Source organism: Almyronema sp., from assembly GCF_052168255.1.
Classification (GTDB): Bacteria; Cyanobacteriota; Cyanobacteriia; order Phormidesmidales; family Phormidesmidaceae; genus Sphaerothrix; species Sphaerothrix epifaneia.
Genome location: NZ_JBQLZL010000029.1, coordinates 84,533 through 101,506, shown reverse-complemented (window position 1 = coordinate 101,506; position 16,974 = coordinate 84,533). Strand labels below are relative to the sequence as shown.

Annotated in this window: 20 protein-coding genes and 1 pseudogene; 13 read left to right on the top strand and 8 right to left on the bottom strand. The window is 48.8% G+C overall.

Going from position 1 to position 16,974, the window contains the following annotated elements; translation table 11 throughout:
- Positions 1-6: 6 nt before the first annotated feature.
- Together ACTS3T_RS05470 and ACTS3T_RS05465 are read right to left on the bottom strand one after the other, a co-directional pair.
- On the bottom strand, positions 7-570 hold the full coding sequence (locus tag ACTS3T_RS05470; protein WP_377963315.1) for a hypothetical protein: 564 nt from the start codon (positions 568-570) through the stop codon (positions 7-9).
- A gap of 11 nt (positions 571-581) precedes the next feature.
- Positions 582-812 (bottom strand): hypothetical protein, encoded by a 231-nt coding sequence (locus ACTS3T_RS05465; RefSeq protein ID WP_377963313.1) that lies wholly within the window; start codon positions 810-812, stop codon positions 582-584.
- Between the two features lie 406 nt (positions 813-1,218).
- Here ACTS3T_RS05465 and ACTS3T_RS05460 point away from each other — a divergent pair, with 406 nt between their 5' ends.
- The 10 genes from ACTS3T_RS05460 (at position 1,219) to ACTS3T_RS05415 (ending at position 7,966) form a co-directional block, all read left to right on the top strand.
- On the top strand, positions 1,219-1,491 hold the full coding sequence (locus ACTS3T_RS05460) for a hypothetical protein (RefSeq protein ID WP_377963311.1): 273 nt from the start codon (positions 1,219-1,221) through the stop codon (positions 1,489-1,491).
- A gap of 75 nt (positions 1,492-1,566) precedes the next feature.
- On the top strand, positions 1,567-2,412 hold the full coding sequence (locus ACTS3T_RS05455) for a DUF5895 domain-containing protein (protein ID WP_377963309.1): 846 nt from the start codon (positions 1,567-1,569) through the stop codon (positions 2,410-2,412).
- 64 nt (positions 2,413-2,476) lie between these two features.
- The gene (locus ACTS3T_RS05450; RefSeq protein WP_462934839.1) at positions 2,477-2,692 is read left to right on the top strand and encodes a hypothetical protein; all 216 of its coding nucleotides are present in this window, start codon (positions 2,477-2,479) and stop codon (positions 2,690-2,692) included.
- A complete protein-coding gene (locus tag ACTS3T_RS05445) occupies positions 2,655-3,287 on the top strand; it encodes a hypothetical protein (protein ID WP_377963305.1) in 633 nt (210 codons plus the stop codon). Before ACTS3T_RS05450 ends, ACTS3T_RS05445 begins: the two co-directional genes overlap by 38 nt.
- Positions 3,284-3,613 (top strand): helix-turn-helix domain-containing protein, encoded by a 330-nt coding sequence (locus ACTS3T_RS05440; protein WP_377963304.1) that lies wholly within the window; start codon positions 3,284-3,286, stop codon positions 3,611-3,613. Before ACTS3T_RS05445 ends, ACTS3T_RS05440 begins: the two co-directional genes overlap by 4 nt.
- A gap of 115 nt (positions 3,614-3,728) precedes the next feature.
- Positions 3,729-4,223, top strand: coding sequence for a hypothetical protein (locus ACTS3T_RS05435; RefSeq protein ID WP_377963303.1), 495 nt, complete (start codon positions 3,729-3,731; stop codon positions 4,221-4,223).
- A 5-nt stretch (positions 4,224-4,228) separates the two neighbouring features.
- Positions 4,229-4,810 (top strand): GNAT family N-acetyltransferase, encoded by a 582-nt coding sequence (locus ACTS3T_RS05430; RefSeq protein WP_377963301.1) that lies wholly within the window; start codon positions 4,229-4,231, stop codon positions 4,808-4,810.
- A 29-nt stretch (positions 4,811-4,839) separates the two neighbouring features.
- Positions 4,840-5,340, top strand: coding sequence for a hypothetical protein (locus ACTS3T_RS05425; protein WP_377963299.1), 501 nt, complete (start codon positions 4,840-4,842; stop codon positions 5,338-5,340).
- 212 nt (positions 5,341-5,552) lie between these two features.
- Positions 5,553-5,999 (top strand): hypothetical protein, encoded by a 447-nt coding sequence (locus tag ACTS3T_RS05420; protein ID WP_377963297.1) that lies wholly within the window; start codon positions 5,553-5,555, stop codon positions 5,997-5,999.
- Between the two features lie 23 nt (positions 6,000-6,022).
- A complete protein-coding gene (locus tag ACTS3T_RS05415) occupies positions 6,023-7,966 on the top strand; it encodes an NACHT domain-containing protein (protein WP_377963295.1) in 1,944 nt (647 codons plus the stop codon).
- A gap of 72 nt (positions 7,967-8,038) precedes the next feature.
- On the opposite strand, the pseudogene ACTS3T_RS05410 reads toward ACTS3T_RS05415, so the two are convergent.
- The 4 genes and pseudogenes from ACTS3T_RS05410 to ACTS3T_RS05395 form a co-directional block, all read right to left on the bottom strand.
- Positions 8,039-8,386 (bottom strand): annotated as a pseudogene (locus ACTS3T_RS05410) (toprim domain-containing protein); the annotation flags it as partial.
- Between the two features lie 84 nt (positions 8,387-8,470).
- Positions 8,471-9,109, bottom strand: coding sequence for a hypothetical protein (locus ACTS3T_RS05405; protein ID WP_377963293.1), 639 nt, complete (start codon positions 9,107-9,109; stop codon positions 8,471-8,473).
- Positions 9,069-9,794 (bottom strand): P-loop NTPase family protein, encoded by a 726-nt coding sequence (locus tag ACTS3T_RS05400; RefSeq protein WP_377963291.1) that lies wholly within the window; start codon positions 9,792-9,794, stop codon positions 9,069-9,071. Before ACTS3T_RS05400 ends, ACTS3T_RS05405 begins: the two co-directional genes overlap by 41 nt.
- On the bottom strand, positions 9,795-10,373 hold the full coding sequence (locus ACTS3T_RS05395; protein WP_377963289.1) for a hypothetical protein: 579 nt from the start codon (positions 10,371-10,373) through the stop codon (positions 9,795-9,797).
- Between the two features lie 567 nt (positions 10,374-10,940).
- Between ACTS3T_RS05395 and ACTS3T_RS05390 the strand changes: the two genes are divergently transcribed.
- Both ACTS3T_RS05390 and ACTS3T_RS05385 read left to right on the top strand, forming a co-directional pair.
- The gene (locus ACTS3T_RS05390; RefSeq protein WP_377963287.1) at positions 10,941-11,267 is read left to right on the top strand and encodes a plasmid mobilization protein; all 327 of its coding nucleotides are present in this window, start codon (positions 10,941-10,943) and stop codon (positions 11,265-11,267) included.
- Entirely contained in the window at positions 11,264-12,499 is a 1,236-nt protein-coding gene (locus ACTS3T_RS05385; protein ID WP_377963285.1) for a relaxase/mobilization nuclease domain-containing protein, read from the top strand. Before ACTS3T_RS05390 ends, ACTS3T_RS05385 begins: the two co-directional genes overlap by 4 nt.
- A gap of 18 nt (positions 12,500-12,517) precedes the next feature.
- Here the strand turns inward: ACTS3T_RS05385 and ACTS3T_RS05380 are convergent, their stop codons facing one another.
- A complete protein-coding gene (locus ACTS3T_RS05380) occupies positions 12,518-12,751 on the bottom strand; it encodes a hypothetical protein (RefSeq protein ID WP_377963283.1) in 234 nt (77 codons plus the stop codon).
- Complete coding sequence (locus ACTS3T_RS05375; protein ID WP_377963281.1) at positions 12,748-12,993, bottom strand: NfeD family protein; 246 nt, start codon at positions 12,991-12,993, stop codon at positions 12,748-12,750. Before ACTS3T_RS05375 ends, ACTS3T_RS05380 begins: the two co-directional genes overlap by 4 nt.
- A 246-nt stretch (positions 12,994-13,239) precedes the next feature.
- Here ACTS3T_RS05375 and ACTS3T_RS05370 point away from each other — a divergent pair, with 246 nt between their 5' ends.
- Positions 13,240-16,806, top strand: coding sequence for a WD40 domain-containing protein (locus ACTS3T_RS05370; RefSeq protein ID WP_377963279.1), 3,567 nt, complete (start codon positions 13,240-13,242; stop codon positions 16,804-16,806).
- The last annotated feature ends 168 nt before the right edge of the window (positions 16,807-16,974 follow it).

Here is a 16,974-nt window from a genome sequence, read left to right as displayed (position 1 = left end):
GGCAATTTAGCTCAATTGTTTCAAAGTTTCGATTCCTTTTTTAGTCGGAGTACCTTGCTCCATAAATGTCCAAATATCACTCTTATGCTGCGGTCCATAGCTGATGTGAATCGGTCGCTCTGCTCCATAAAAATACAGCGAGTCGAACGGTAACTCCTGCGCCACAATCCACTCAACCAGCTCGTCACTCGGCAAGTCCAAAATTCTAAAATCACACGCTGCCCCCAACCGTGAGCAGTAGTAATTCCCATTCCGATTTACCTCATGGGCCATGTGCTGATCCAAATTCGGGCTCACCCGGCCATGCTTCACTCCCGTCACCGGGTCTTTCTTCGCCAGCCACCGCTTCAAATCCGCTGAGCAAAACCCATAGGTGAGCTGAAACCGCTCCCGACCAAACGCATCAATCACCGGATCGATGACGTGCTGACACAACGCCGCCAACGACGGAATCGTCTCCTCCCGGTTCTTCGGGTACGGATCAATCTGATCAGCATACTTGTGGTAAGTCCGCGTGCAGGTGCAAAACTCCTCCAGCGTCAAATACCGACCCAATCGCTGTACTGACATCAACTACCCCATCAATCCGGTTCTTGATCCATCAAATCCTGATACCGCTCTGGCAAATTCCCCTCGCGCCAGAGCTTTTCCATGATCGCATCGCGCAACCACGCTGTCCGGTTCTCCTTCTCCCGCATCAGCGCGTCAATGTCCTCCGGCAACCGGACACACAGAGGCCGCTCAGCCATTGCCACCTCGCCCTGCTGCTGAAAGCGGGTCAAATAATCTCTGCGGGGAACCTCATCACTCATCGCCGGAAAACTCCACAGTTAGGGGGGTAAATCATCCCAAGTATACGAGGCATCAGCCATCCCCGGCTATCGATCAGTCGGGCTTATGGCGTGGCCAATTTTTTCCTGAAATTGATCAGAAACTCTCATCGAAAATCCTGTCAAATCCCCCTCTTGAAATAATTATCCCACGTATACACGGGCTATAATAAAAGAGTAAGGAAAAAGAGCAGGACGCCAGAGCCACAAAGTACGGGGAACCTGCTGATGCCGCAGCCGCCGGAGCTGATTCCGATGTCCCCCACGACTGAAAACTGTTCAAGTCCACGATTCACCTTCACTTGCAAACGGTGATGCCCCGGAGAGCTTCCAACTTCAGCCGGGGCACTGCCGGATTCACGTCCATAACTTTTCAGGAGACATGACCGTGTTACCTGCATTCACTGATTCTATCCAAACCGAGATGGCCGAGCAGGCCGATGCTGCCTACGCAGAGCGCTACCTCGATGGCAGTACCGATGCCGCCTTTGGTCGTCTGCCGGAATATGCCCACGAGGCTTACCTGGCAGGCTATGTTGCCAAGCTCAAGGAACTGCCCAAAGACCCCGACGGGCGACTGATCCACTACACGCCACGCCAACACTTCGCCTTTGGCTACATGGACACCCCCAACCCCTGTAGCTGCGACGACGAGTTTTAAACCGATTCATGTCTATTCATCAGGGCTGAGCTAGGGCTTTGCCCCTTCACTTCATCACTTTCAAGGAGAATTTCCATGACCACTTCAACCATCGCAACCACCGCCGCCCAGAATGGCCATCACCCTCAGGCGGCTGAAACGCTGGTCACTCCAGAGTCCGACGAGTTTGATACTGCTGAATTTGAGGAAGGGCGGGAATCCTTGCCCTACTTGCAGCTGCTCAACCACCAAGATCCTAACCAGTCGGGCTTCTTCATCACCGCTGAGAACATGGAAGCCGCTTTTTTTGTGCCCAACGAAGACTGGACGCTGCACACCGCTACCTTCCAACGGGGAGAAACCGCAGAAGGTTATCGCTCTTTGCTGGCACGGCTGCTGATTCTGGGCAAGTCCAAGCTGATGATGTATCACCGCGACAGTGGCGAGTTCATCAGCGACTACCAGAAGTCCACCTACGATCGCGCGATCCATTTACTGAAGCAGCGCTATCTGGTCTACCTCATCACCAAAGACAAGCAGCTGATGCACGAATCGCCGCTGATGCTGACGACCAAGGGTTCCTTCTGCGGCAGCTTTGGCGAAACAGTGCGCAACTTCCACAGCGACATGAGCAAAGCCTATGGGGCAGCGACTGGGGCGAAGAAGCCACGGGGCGATCGCTTCATGGCACTGTCAGTGTTGGCGGTGCGGGTGCAGCCGGAACTCAAGGGCAAGGAGAAAAAGTCCTGGGTCTGCTCGGTTTCCAGCTACGGACAGCCGACTGCTGAGAACTGGAAGTCTTACTTCGTGGGCTACGATACTGCGCTCAAAGAGCGCATCTTGCAGGACTTCGAGACCTGGACTGACTTTGGCAAGGGCGCGATCCACTCCCCAACTCAAAGCCCAGCAGAAGATTCTGCCTTTGGCTACGACGACTTCTAGATCTGCTTCCCACAGCCCGGAGATTTTCTTCGGGCTGCTGCCCCTTCATTCCAAGGAATTCACAATGCCTCTTCCCTACGAAGACGACCTCAAACAGCTGATTGGTGGTCAGGTCTGCCATGCCGGAATCAGCCAAGAGGGCTACCCCTATCTGATCATCGCCAAGAACGCCGAGTCCCGATTCTTCTGTGTCATCGCTCAATGTGATGCTGAGGACAATGGCCCTGGCTTTCTGCACCTGAGTGAACGTCAAGGCCAAGTCGCTGAAGCGAACGGCTAATTTTGTCACTCAAATCCTTACCTCATACCCCAAGTGCGATCGCACTTGGGGTTCCTTTTTGGGAGCCCATGCCATGCAAACCCCCATTCCTTCGAGCATTGATGATGACCCTTCAACTGCTCCAACTCAAGATTTCAACGTCCCCGCTTTGATTGATCGCCTGTGCAACTTCTCCGATGCCTACTTTGATGCCACCTGGCTACATCTCAGCGTAGAAGAGGCAGAAGCCCTGGCCGCTTTGCTAATTCACCAGCTAGCGCGCTCGCTCTCTGGAAAATTGCTTGCGGCCTACCTTCATGCTTTGCGCTCCGGAGAAACCGTTGACTTGTCGCCAATTAAAATCCGCGATCGCCATCCCATGCGGTGCCTGCCAGTTCACTTCCCAGAAGAAGCCCCATTGCCGATGTTTCTCTATGGCGATTGTGTTTGCTGGACTGCCGATACCCTGACCACTGGCATCGTCATCGGTCGTTATTTTGCCTATGCCCACCATCGGGGCACCTGGAACTGGAAATACCTGGTCTGGCTGAGTGAAACTACCGGGCAGGTGCTGGCGGATTGCGCCTGGGAAGATGACCTGGAGGCGATGCCATGACTCGCCCTTTAACCGAGCGTGAACTTGAACTGATTCAACTCTATGCCCGTTGCCGCCTGGGTCTTTCCCCGCAGGCTTTCTACAGCAAATGGGGCGTTAGCCACGAAACAATCGCCGCCATTTGCGCCCGTTCTCCCGTCACCGTCCATCGCTGGTTTTTGCAGGGGCAGGACTATCGTGCGCCCAGTGCCAGCGACCTCAGACATCTGGCCCTGATGGATTTCATGCTGGAGCACTTCGAGACGATGCCGCCAGAACTGCTCCAGATGCTCTGCCCCGGAATTCCCTTTGGTGAACCGTCATCTTCCGGCGAAGAGAGCACATAAGCACGATTTTTTCAATATCCAACGGATATTTCTTTCCCAAATTCCTTTGCCTACGGTGAGCGAATGTTCCTGAATCGCTCACTTAAACGCCGATGCAATCGAGGATTTTTACACCATGGTTCAACTGCAAACGGGCTCGGAAGGTCACCGAGTCGCCGCCGAAATTCAGCGCATTCAGACCGCCCTTCACCAGGTCGGATTTCGCACCCGCAAACAACCCAAGCAACCCATTTGGACGATTACTGCCCCGGATTCTGAAAGCTATCGGCTTAGCTTTCAGCCCGCGCCCATTCGGGGTTGGGTTCTGCATCCCGTCGATGAGAGTCCCGTGAGACAGCAAATCACAGAAATTGTGCAGTCGGTGCTGGCTCCTGAGCGAGTGTCCTGGCAGCAGTCTTGGAATGCTCAACCCGAGTCGCGTTCAGATTGTCGGCCCTGGGCGATCGTGATGATTCGAGATGCGGTGCAGCGCTCCGTCATTACCCGCTTCCGCAACCGGCAGGACGCCGATGACCATCTCAGAGCGATTCGGCGACACATGCCTCAAGGTGTTTTTGAGGTAGTGTTTGATCCGACTGAGCAGCCCGCAAAAGCTAGTACGCCTGTATGATTTGATTGTCCACTTTGCAGGAATCTCTGGCGGTGCAGCAGCCTGTTCAGCTCATCCGGGGGCAAGATAATCGCATCGTCGAAGCGCTGCTGGTCGATTTGGCCCAGTCTCATCTGGATGCCTTCGACACGCTGTGGCGTCCGTTGCTGCAGCGCTTCGAGGCGGAGGACAAGTTTTGGGACTGGGTAGTCAAGAAACGGATTTCACTTTCCTCGGATAATTTCGAGAGCTATGCGATTGAATATAAGGGAGTGGCTCAAGGGCTGCTGGCGATTGAGACCCAATGGCATCGGTCATGGGTGACACCCCGGCAACAGCTCGTGTATGTGGAAGCGATCGCCTCGGCCCCCTGGAATCGAACCCGCATTCAGCAACCACCCACCTTCAGAGGTGTGGGCACTTTGCTGCTGAACTTCGCCCGTCGCCGGAGTTTGCAATTGGGCTATGGAGGCAGGCTGGGCCTGCATTCGCTGGATAGTGCTCAGAGCTTTTACGATGCCAAAAACATGATGGAGTTTGGCCCTGATCCCGAAAAAGATGGCTTAGTCTATTTTGAATATAGCCAACTGCGAGAGTCAGACCGCTAATGCTAGCCCTTGACTAGGAGATTGTCACAATGCACTTTGATTGGGAAACCTTCACCTACGACGAAGAATGGCTGCGAGAGGCGGTGCGGATTGAGGAAGAGGCTGGCGGTGATATTAGCGCTGGCTATGGCTGGGGCAGTCAGTTGGGAGCCGTAATGGCAAATCCCCAAGGCTACAGCCATTTTGCTCAGTTGCGATCGCTGGTGATGCAAGCCTGGAAACAGCTCGTCTCTGAATGGGATTTGGGGATTGGGGCAGAAGCGGCAGAAGCGAAAGGTCAGGAACTGATTATGGAACGGCTGCATCGGCCTGAGCCGGAAATTCAAGAAACCTTGCTAGTACTGCTAGAGTCCAAGCTCTCGAAGCCCCAAGGAGAATGGGAGATGACGGAAGCCGTTCATGGCCAAATTCGAGCTGTCTTTGGCAAGGTGCTCTCTCAAGAGGATTGGAAAGCAATTGCCGCCAGTGCCAGAGACCACATTTACTCTCATGTACTCAAGCAAGAGCCCGTCGCAGTAGAAAGCCTGTGACGCCAATTTTCAAGCTGATTAGACCGACCGTTTCTCCCCTACCCGTTCTGGCAAATCTCCCCCATAGCGGCCTTTATGCCTCGGACACGCTTCAAGGGCATTTTCCTGAAGCTAGTGTGGTTATGTGAAGCATCAGTCTACCAAAGAAGGAAAAAGCGCTGACACTCGGGAGATAATAATGTAAAACCGAGGTAACTGTTTTCTTTAAGCCGATGATTGAACAAATCCCTTTGCTACTTGCAACACCTATCGCCAAAGCCGTTTTGGATAAGTTTTATGAAGGCATCGGGTCAAAGTTAGGTGAAAAGGCTGTGGAACTTCTACCTGAGAAGGTAAAGCAGTTGGGGCAGCTAGTCTGGGATAAGTGTTTACGTGGCAAACCAGAGATAGATGACTTGCTAAAGAGGGCAGCTAATGGATCCGAAGATGATCAACGAAAGTTAGCGAGCTACTTAGATAAGGTTTTGGAATCTGATAGAAGTTTTAAGCAGGAAGTCCAAAAGCTAGCAGAAGAAATTAATCTGCAAGTCAATAATGACTTTGGGCAAATGACTCAAATAAATAAGGATACCAGCATAGGTTATCAAACAAAAACAGGACCAAATAACAAAAACTTTTTTGGTGGAACACATCATCACATAGCAGACTCAAAAAAATAGATGGCGTCTCCGATTTTTCTGCTTTGGATCGTGAGGCGCACAAAAGGCGAGAAAAAGCAGAATTTTCTCTTCTTGAAGCAATAAAATATGAGATTAGAGATCGCTTAAATTTTTCTTTGAGTGGCGCAGAACTGATTAAGATTAGGAAAAAAACACAACCAAACTTAGTTTGGAAATATCAATTAGAAAAAGTTAAATTTTCTACCCAAAAAAGCAAAAGCTTTTCGCAAGATATTGTAATTTCAGAAATATTTAATCAAGCCCATGGAAAGCTGCTACTGCTTGGTAGTGCAGGCTCTGGCAAAACTACAGAGTTATTAGTATTAGCAAAAGAATTGATAGCAAAGGCAGAGGAAAATTCTGAATACCCAATCCCAGTTGTTTTTGAGCTTGGAACCTGGGATAACAATGAAACTATTGAGTTTTGGTCAGCTGATCAGCTCAAGAAAATGTATCCATTTTTAGGTAAGTACGCTCAGCAACTTTTCAGGGATAGGAAGATATTACCAATTTTTGATGGATTAGATGAAGTGAAAAGTGAATGGCAAAGAAATTGTATTCAAGCAATTAATCAGTTCATGGCTGAAGAATTCTCCCCAGAATATCTGGTAGTTTGCTCTCGCTACGAAGCATACCAGCAAGCCATTCGAGAAATTCCTATAGAAAGGGAACATGAAGTATCTTCGAGAAAGCAATTGCTTCGCCTCAATGAAGCAGTTGTATTGAAAAAACTTACAGATTCACAAATAAAGGGTTATCTCTCCTCAATAAAACAGTTGGATGTTTGGCAGACGATAAGTCAGGATGCCGACTTATTATCTTTAGTTAAACAGCCACTTTTTCTATCAATGATTGGGTTTGTTTGCGTACATGACGAGCTGTCAATAAGTGAATGGAAAGCTTTGAAATCAGCGCAAGAAAGAAAAGATTATTTATTCAATGCATATTGGAATGCAGCCATGAAAAGAGAGCTTATAAAAAATTCAGGCGATCTGGAAGAAGGGATTAGAAGTCAAGCATATAAGAAATGCCTTCCGCCTACTGAAAGCAAAATTATAGTGTGGCTGTCTTGGTTGGCACGGAAGATGGAAATAGAACAAGAGACAAAGAACTATTTCTTAATTGAGCAGCTTCAGCCCTCATGGCTAGATGAAAGAAAAGATAAAGCGAGATATTTCTTTGTATATGTTTCTCTTATTTCTTTTCCTGTTGCATTTGCAGCCGCAACTGTACAATTCTTTAGGGGAGGATTTTTGTTTTGGGAGACGCAGTTTCTGGCGATTTCTGTTCTTCTTATAGCTGTATATCGAGTAGATGAGATCATTGTTAGAAGAGTGCCAAAACTGTCTTTTAAGAACTTGTCGGATGGCTTTAGAGAAGGTTTATGGTATAGCTTGCTGTCAGCATTTTTGATTGGAGTTTTGTTTGGATATAAGCGCGGATTGGTTGTGGCGGTTAGCAGCGGAATGATTACAGCGATGATATCTTCTGTCGGATTTTATGTAAATTCGGCACTGACAGAGCCTACTTTAGAAGAGAACCTTTCTAGTGCAAATCAGGGAATAATTAGGCTTCTCTATAATTCAATCGCTTGGCCTTTCTTGGGTTTGTTGATAGGGACTGCATGGATACTAATTTTTTTAATACGGGAGTGGATAAGCTATCTGCTAGTACCGAATTCGACTCAAGGAGGGATGCTTCTAGCTATTTGGTTTGGTTCTAAATTTGCCTTGGATCCAATCACAGGATTCTGCAACGGAATACTAATAGGACTTGCCTTAGGAGGAATAGCCTTCTTAAGGCACTTTTCTCTTCGAATCATTTTATTCAGAAAAGGCTTTATACCATGGGATTATTCCAGGTTTTTGAACTATTGCGTTGAAAGAGAATTTTTGCAGCGTGTCGGTGGGAGATACAAATTCATCCATCCTTTGTTCCAGAAATATGTTGCCGATTTGGAAAATTAGAATGCTTAACAGGGAAATCTTTGGGGTTTTCCCTGGTTATGGTCAAAGAGAAATTTAGTTCGTTACTTGCAGAGTATTTTCGCTGTAGACCACCCGCTGAGGATTGCGAAGATTCAGCGCCTGCTGAAGGTGCCAGCCAATAGTTTCCCCTTCGCGATCGGGGTCGGTGGCAATGTAGACGCGATCCGCTTTTTTGACCGCTTGCCGCAGTTCGGCAAGGACTTTCTTGGAGCGAGCATCACGGGGTTGGTAGCGACAGGCGATCGCAGTATCTCCAAGGTCAAATCCCAAAGAATCCAAGCCGTCATTGGCCAGCTCGCGCACATGCCCCATGCTGGCTTTGACGATCCAGCTAGAGCCCAGTATCTGTCCTAACTTTTTCAGTTTGCCGGGGCTTTCAATTAGCAACAGGTTTGGCATCGCGACCTCATCTTGACCCTCCAATAAAATAGTACACTTGAACTTAAAAGCTATTTCGACTGCTTCTCAAAGCGAAACCTATCCCTATGAATCGATTCCCATGAGGTGCTCAATCCGCTGCAGTTTGATTTGCGACCAGGTCACTCGCTGTTTGATGAACTCCATCTCCCGGTATTGCCAAAGGCCCAACCCCAGAAGGCTTACGGTCAGCAGAGCCGTGATACTCGCTCTAAAGCTCCACCCCAGGGGGCTTTTTGATGGACTCGCTTTGGACGGCAGGAGCTTGGAATCCCCAGTCGATAAGCTCTTCAGCGTTATGCCCAAGGCTTGGGTAGTCTGCTGAATCTGCGCTGTAGCCTGCTTGATCTGCGCCAGTTCCGTCCCAATCGGGGTGTCGGGTGCCCATCTGCTCAAGGCCGAGAGCGCTGTCTCGATTTGCTGCTGCAAGCCCAGCAGTTGCCCGTCGAATCCGTTCAAGTAGTAGATGAGCTTGCTGTAGTGCTGGGCTGAGCGTTGCTGTTCCTCCACCTGCTGGCTCAGCAGTTCTAGAAGCTGTAAATTCGTCTGGGTCCATTGCTCTACCTTTTCCTCTAAACGAGCATTGCCTCGGGCCACGAGCACCAACGGATCAGTCGGCTCGATGCCCATCTGAGCGGCCAAATGCATCAGGGCGTCACTAGCTTCATCGAGTCTTGACTGGGGCGGGGCTGGAGATTGCGACATTAGTAATTCGTCCTGTGGATTCAAAGGCGGTGTAGGCTTCCTTCAAAAAGCGCTTGACCTTAGTACGGCTCATGGAAGGCAAATCGTTGGCGGCTCTGGCTTGAGCAAATGTCCAGTTCTTCTTCTGCACCAGGTTCGATTCCTGCCAGGGCAACCGGGGAAAGTCGATGACCTGCACCTTGTGGCGCTTCATGAGCTTGTTGAGATCCGCGAGTGACGCCAGTTCGCTCCAGTCATCGCTGACGCCCCAGTTTTTAACCAGCACATGGGGAAAGTTGCCGCCGTGACGCTCTAGCGCTATTTGAAACAAGTTCAGCGATTCAAAGGTGCCACTGGTGATGAACCAGCGGACGAAGCTGACGCCTTCATCGGCGGCATCGAAGAGGGCCATATCGAGCCAGGAATTTAACGGCTGCCCCACTTGAGAGGGTAACGAGATAATCAGGGGTTGCTTTACGGCCAAATCTCGGAGTTGATCGGCCTGGGTCTGGCGTTCGTCGTCACTGAAGATAGCAAACTGGAAAGCTAAATCACCGTAGCGGTTGGCGACATCGGGGTTGTAGCGATCGGCTTCGACAGGGATGAAATCGAGGTTATGGTCGATGAAGTACTGAATAAGGGTGCTGCAGACAAAGCTTTTGCCGACACCGCCCTTATCGCCATCGACGAGATGGATACAGGCCATTTACCGTCTCCTTAAGTTGAATGAGGATTGAATTTCAGATTGGGGTTTACGCCGGGATTTCTCAGAAGTTTTCGGAGGAATAGCGGAAAGGTTCTCCGAAGACTCTTGGATAAATTCAGGAGGTGCTGCCTCAGAACTTACTTGTGTATCTGAAAGACTTTCAGCATGACTTTCTTCAGATGATTGAGAAGAAGCTTCAGAAATAATCTCAGTTTCCTTATCAGAAACAGCTTCTTGAATTTCCGAGTTCTTAGCTTGGGTATTTCCTGATTTATCTTGCTTTTTCTCAGATTTGTTTTTATTAGACTTAGCCGTCTCCTTCTTCAGTGTTTTCTCCATCAGCTCGAAATAGTATTGCCGAACACTGGCCGCACTGATTTCAAGTTCTCCGCCAGTGGCTTCTTGAAGCATCAGCGCAATCTTTTCCCAACTCACCTTGTAGCGTCTCGCTTTGCTAATCGGCTTCAGCGATTTTCTGACAATTTCCTTCAAGTTGAAGTCTTCTTGCCAGCTTGCATCGACTGAACTCAGACGCTCATGGAAGTCTTCGAGGGATTGCTTGTTGAACTTGAGAGCCACTGTGCTAATCCATGTAGTGATTTCATCTTGCCGGATAGTCCTGAAGATTTTGTGACTGTTATCAGCAAACTTTGTGGCAATGCCAAGATGATTTGGAAAAGGGTAGTGACAAAATTTCCAGGATGTTTACACTGAAATTTGTAGAGTCTTTTTGAAAGAGTTTGGATCTCTAGATGATTTATTTGGTTGTTTTCTCGTTGAAATAAATCCAAATCCTTCTTCAAAAATTCTATTTTTATCCCATCGCCTTTACTCAGCGATCACCTCGAATTAGTCTGCTTCCTTAACAGTTCCTTTCTAAGGGTTTCTCTAGGTTCACTGATGATATTGACTTCGCTATTTTCTCTGAAATAAAGCCTGAATACTTCTTGAAATAATCCTTGAAGTAGGTTACGGCTTCAGCCTCAGAGTCGTCACTGGAGTAGTCCCAGACGTAGTCCTAGATGTTGTCACTGGAATAGTCCGAAAAGTAGTTTCTGAAGTTGTCGCTGGAGTAGACCCGGACGTTATCGATGGGAGGAGGGCTGGGAGGACAGCAAGCCGTGGCCATTTCCTGGAGATTTAGCAATGCCAAAATCCACAAACCGCACTGAAACCATTGAGGTGCAATGCACCTTTGAGCAGAAAGCTCAGATTCGAGAATATTCCGCTGGTTCCGGAACCAGCATGAGTACCTATCTACTCGACTGTGGCCTGAAGCGGCGACGGCAAGTGGAAGGACCGTTAATTAACCTACTGCTGTATAAGCGCTTGGGAGAACTGTCGGAAATTCTCGAAAGTCAACCACAGAGTTGCGAACTGCAAGCTATACTCGATCTGATTTGGGAGGTACGCCGAGAGATTGCCCTCAGACGCATCGGTGAGGCCGCTGAGAAGGGGGTTCTACTGCGATGAATATCAATTTCTCTAAAGGCTCAGATCCTTACGGGCTAGTCAAATACGTCCTCTCACCCGCTAAACAAGAGTCGGAACAAACCTCGCCCATACTAGCGACCAACATGGTGGGTCTGAATGCTGAAGAACTGGCGGAGGAATTTCGCTTTGCCCATGACTACAACCCGCGTGTGCGAAAGACAATGACTCATTACTCTGTCAGCCTGTTGCCGGGAGAGGACAAGAACCGTGAGGAAATTGCAGTCATCTCGAAGGCGGTACTGGCTAAGACAGGGTATCAGGACTGCCAGTATTTGGTGGTAGAGCACCACGATCGCAAAGACCATCATCAGGTGCAGCACTGGCATATTGTCACCAGTTCAGTGGATATGAACGGGAAATGGGTCGATGATGCCTTTATCAAGCTGCGACTTCAGCACATTGAACGGGAGTTGACGGAGACCTTTGCCTTACAGCCGAAGCCGGAGCGGGTCAAGCGCGATCGCCTCAATCTGACGACTGGGGAATATCGGCTCAAGGAACGCACTGGCAAAGAATTGACCAAAGAAAAATTATGGCGATCGCTCCAGCAACACACCGCTGATCAACCCTCGATGCTGATGTTGGTGACACGGTTGAAGGCAGAGAACATTTCAGTACAACTCCATACTTGGAAGGAGCAAATCGACGGGATTAGCTATGGCCTGGAAGGGATTGCGTTTCCGGGGTACAAGCTGGGAGCTGCTTATTCCTTCAAAGGCTTGCAGCGCCACCTGGGAGTCGATCATGCGCCGGAACAGGATGAGTTGCTGCGACGGGTGAATCTGCTGACGGCTCAACAGTGCAGACAGTTGGTGAAGCAGTCTAAGGATCGCGATTCAGCCGTGATACCTCAGGCGGAAGGAAAATCCACAGCTCGGATGGACTTGGCTCAGGAGATGTTGGCGATCGCCCTCCAGGTTTTCACCCTCAATCATCAAGCTGGAAGAACGGAAGAAACCGATGCCGGTGTTTGGCGGCTCTCGGGTAAGCGCTATATCTCAAGCTACGATTTCACGTCTCAGGAGTTTTCGCTGGAATCTCTAGAGGATGAAGGTTTGAAGATTCGGGGACAGGTTGAAGGGAATACCGTGAGAATGGCTGAAGCTCAGAATATTCAAGCGAACGACGTTGCTGCTTTCCAAGAAATGCGGCGAATTTTGGAGATAATTTCTCAGACGCCTTCTGTGAAACAGGCTGTGCAGGAACTTTGATTTCTCGTGGGGGGAGGTTCAGTAGCGCAAAGATTCAGAGATCGCTGCGATCGCGATCAGACACACGACTAAAATGGATGCTCTGGCTAGAATCTGCTCCAGAATGATGATGGCGACAGTGCTAACAAAGCTGATCTCCAGAACCACTGAGGCCACGTAGGCGATCGTGCAGCCTGCCAGACTCAGCAGAAAATACTTCAACGCTTTGGCAGCTAACTCTATCAGCCAGTTACGACGCTGCTGTTGTCTCATGATGATTCTCTCAGTTGGGGCAGGGGTTTAACGAGGAGCGTCAGTCCGTCTCGACCGACGACTTCGACCGGGTCGCCGGGTTGCAGTTCACTGAGCGTGGCGGTTTGGGAGAGGCGGGCAGGCCAGTAGGTTGCTTGAAAATAAACTCGTCCAGGATGTTGGGTTGTGACCAAGCGGTTGACGGTGCCTCGACCTTGAAAGGTTGAGAAGTCATTGTGGGAAAAAGGAGTTGAGCGGTTCATGAGATGTCTCTGCCAATGCGGTGGATAGGCTTACTATGCAGGCGCATTTCGTTTGATTCGAGGGATCTTTGGCGGCTTAAGAGAAAGTTGGAAGGAATTTTGGCGCAATTCTCCCAAGTCCAGTGCAAACAAGCGTTACAGGTCAAAATCGGGCTGCGGAAAGATCGCTTACTATCGGAGAAGTTGCCGAAAAGTTTCCTTTAAGTTCCCAATTTCTGAAGTCGTCATCTGCCCCCACCTAAACCTATGAGCCGATCGCCGAAACGTTATCGAGGGGTTGTACTGACCCAGCAGGGAATTGATCGCCTCGAAGTCGCGATCGCCACCGCTCAGGACGAGGAAAAATACGGCAAGCGCTTCACTCAGGCGGAACTTGCAGAGAGAACTGACCTCAGCATCAAGACCATCAAGAAGATTCGTCAGCGCACGGCACCCGTAGATGAAACCTCGGTGCGAACTCTGTTTGAAGCGTTTGGACTGGAGTTGGAAACCGCCGACTATGGCCTGCCAGAATTGCCTGCTCTGGTAGCAGACCAAGATTCAACCATTGGAGAAAGGCCCTTACCAGCCAAAATCGACTGGGGTGAAAAGCCCGATACCGCGATTTTCTTTGGTCGCACGGAGGAGTTGGCGACGCTGGGCCAGTGGGTAATGGCGGAGCAGTGTCGGGTGGTGACGCTGCTGGGGATGGGTGGCATCGGCAAAACATCACTGGCGGCAAAGCTGGCGGATCAGATTTACGAGCAGTTCGACTATGTCATCTGGCGCAGCCTGCGGGAAGCGCCGCCGCTAGATGAGATTCTGGTGCGGCTGATTCAGTTTCTATCGGATCAGCAGGAGACGGAAATCAATTTGCCGAATCGACTGGGCGAGCGCATCATTCGCCTGCTCCACTATTTGCGATCGCACCGTTGTCTTTTAGTGCTGGACAACCTGGAGTCGATCTTACAGGCGGAATCAACGGGGCAGTTCCGCGATGGGTATGAAGGCTATGGGGAACTGATTCGTCGGATTGGAGAGGCCGAGCATCAAAGTTGCCTGCTGCTGACCAGTCGAGAATGTCCCCGCGAACTGGCTCCGATGGCAGGCGATCGCCTCTCAGTACGTCTTTGGTCGGTAACTGGCATTGATACTGATGCAGGACGGGAAATTCTGAAGGCGAAGGGATTGGATTTAGAGGATACGGATACCCAAGGCCAGGAGCTGATTCGTCGCTACAGCGGCAATCCCCAGGCGTTGCATCTGGTGGCGACGGCAATTCAGCGAGAGTTTTTGGGTGATGTGGATGACTTTCTGGAAGAGGAGGGGGCCGCAGTTGAGGATGTGCGGAGTTTGCTCGATCAGCACCTGACTCGACTGGCCCCGTTAGAGCGTTCCATCTTGTTCTGGCTGGCGATTAACCGCGAACCGGTGGGACTAGATGAGTTGATGGAAGACTTGCTGCCGCCGGTGACGAAGCGAGAAGTGCGGAGTGCGTTGAGGGGGTTGAGCGATCGTTACTTGATAGAAACGGTTGACAAGCAGTTCACACTGCAAAACGTCATTATGGAGTTTGCTACAGACAGGTTTGTAGGACAAGTTTTCAAAGAGCTAAATACTCAGAAATTTGACTTATTTCATACCCATGCGCTAATCAAGGCTACGGTTAAAAACTATGTACGTGAAACACAAATACGATTAATTTTAAGGGCTTTGCTAAGTCGCATTGAAGTTTTAGATCAGAAAATTCATCAATCATTGGAAACTATTCGTCAAAGCCAAAATCTACCTACCGGCTATGCTCCTGGAAATTTAATCAATATCCTCTGTCAAACGCAGTGTAAAGTTCATAAAATTGACTTTTCTGGCTTTACTTTTAGGCAAGCACATTTAAAGGGAATGACGATTCGTGATCTTAACTTAGAGAATGTTCTTTTTATCCAGTCTTCTCTTACCCAGGTTTTTAGCCGAATTGCAGCCATTGCTTTTAGTCCTGATGGCAAACTTATAGCTTCCGGCGATGGCAACGGCAATGTCCAGTTCTGGAAAATTGAGGATCAAAAAATCGTAACTGCTTTGGGAGGTCATATTAGCTGGATTCACTCATTAGCATTTAGTCCCGATGGGAAGTATCTTGCTAGCAGTAGTGATGATGTGACAATCCGGCTTTGGGATGTTCAACAGAGAAAATGCCTAGATATATTTAAAGGTCATATTGATGAAATTAGAAGCGTCGCTTTTAGCCCTGATGGTAAATTGCTTGCTAGCGGAAGTGATGATTCAACAATTCGGCTCTGGAATATACAGCAAAGACGTTGTGTTTGCGTGCTCAAAGGTCATACTGATTGGGTTTGTAGCGTGACTTTCAGTCCTGACGGTAAATATCTTGCTAGTGGAAGCAGTGATGCCACTATCCGGCTTTGGGATGTTCACGAGCAACGTTGTACTCACAAGTTGAATGGGCGTGGTTTATGCATTTGGAGTATAGCCTTTAGTCCTGATGGAAGATATCTTGCCACGGGTCATTTAGATACGACTGTAAGGCTTTGGAATATCCAGCAGGGACGATGTATTAACGTATTTGAAGGACACACGAATTGGGTTAGATCAGTAGCTTTTAGCTCAAATAGTCAGCTTCTTGCTAGTGCCAGTGGCGATGCCACCATTCGACTTTGGGGCATTCAGGAGCGACACTGCCTTCATGTTTTCACTGCTCACGAAAAAAGAGTTAGATCTGTTGCATTTAGTCCCGACGGAAAATTTCTTGCTAGCGGAAGTGAGGATGCTACTATTCGACTTTGGAATATTCAGAAAAGGCAGTGTTTTCATGTATTCACAGGGCATACCAACTGGGTTAGATTTGGAGTCTTCAGTCCTGATGGAAAGTATCTTGCTAGTGGAAGTAGTGACGCCACTATTCGGTTTTGGAATATTCAGGAGCGCAAGTGTACGTTTGTTCTTGAGGGACATAAAAATTGGGTTAGATCAGTCGCCTTCAGTCCTGATGGTAAATTCCTCATAAGTGGTGGAGATGATGCTACCATTCGACTTTGGGATATTGATCAGCGAAAATGTGTTCATACTGTTGTAGAGAAAACAAATTGGGTTTCTTCCGTTGCTTTTAGCCCTGACGGTAAATTGGTGGCACATGGGAGCAGTAAATCCACCATTCGCGTATGGGATGCTCAAAATTGGCAGTGCCTTTTTCTACTTAAAGGACACGAAAAAGAGGTTCGAGGTGTTGCTTTTAGCCCCAATGGAAAATATATAGCTAGCTCCAGCGATGATTTAACGGTTCGGCTTTGGTGTGTTGAAAAAAAACAATGTCTTCATGTATTTACTGGCCATACTAAGCGAATCTGGCCAGTAATTTTCAGTCCTAATGGTAAGCTCTTAGTTAGCGGAAGTGAGGATGCTACTATCCGACTTTGGGATATACATGAACGCCAGATATTATGTGTGTTTGAAAAACATACTAACTGGATTATGTCAGTTGCTTTCAGTCCTGATGGAAATCTACTTGCTAGTAGCAGTGGTGACTCTACCATCATAATTTGGGATGTTAGAAAGCGGCAATACCTATATGTGTTGGAAGGGCACACTACTTTAGTTGAATCGGTGGCCTTTAGCCCTGATGGGAAAGTCCTCGTTAGTTGTGATAGCGATGGTAGTATTCGATTTTGGGATGTCACTACCAGAAACCCTATTGGTTTATTACAAGTGCCTCGACCTTATGAAGGTACCAACACTACTAGGGTTCGAGGCTTAACTGATGCTCAGCGAAACTCATTAATTGCCTTAGGTACAGTTGACTATTCTTCCGAAATTCACTGAAAAAAGCTGAGGTTAAATACCTCTTTAAAGTCTTCTCAATGGTCAGAGCTAATCTTGAAAGCATGGCGAATTAATCGGTTCTTTGCCTGAGTATTCTGCTGCCTGATACCATCCCTCTGGCTACGTATATAATCTCTCTTCTTTAGCAGATCACATATTAAGCATCTC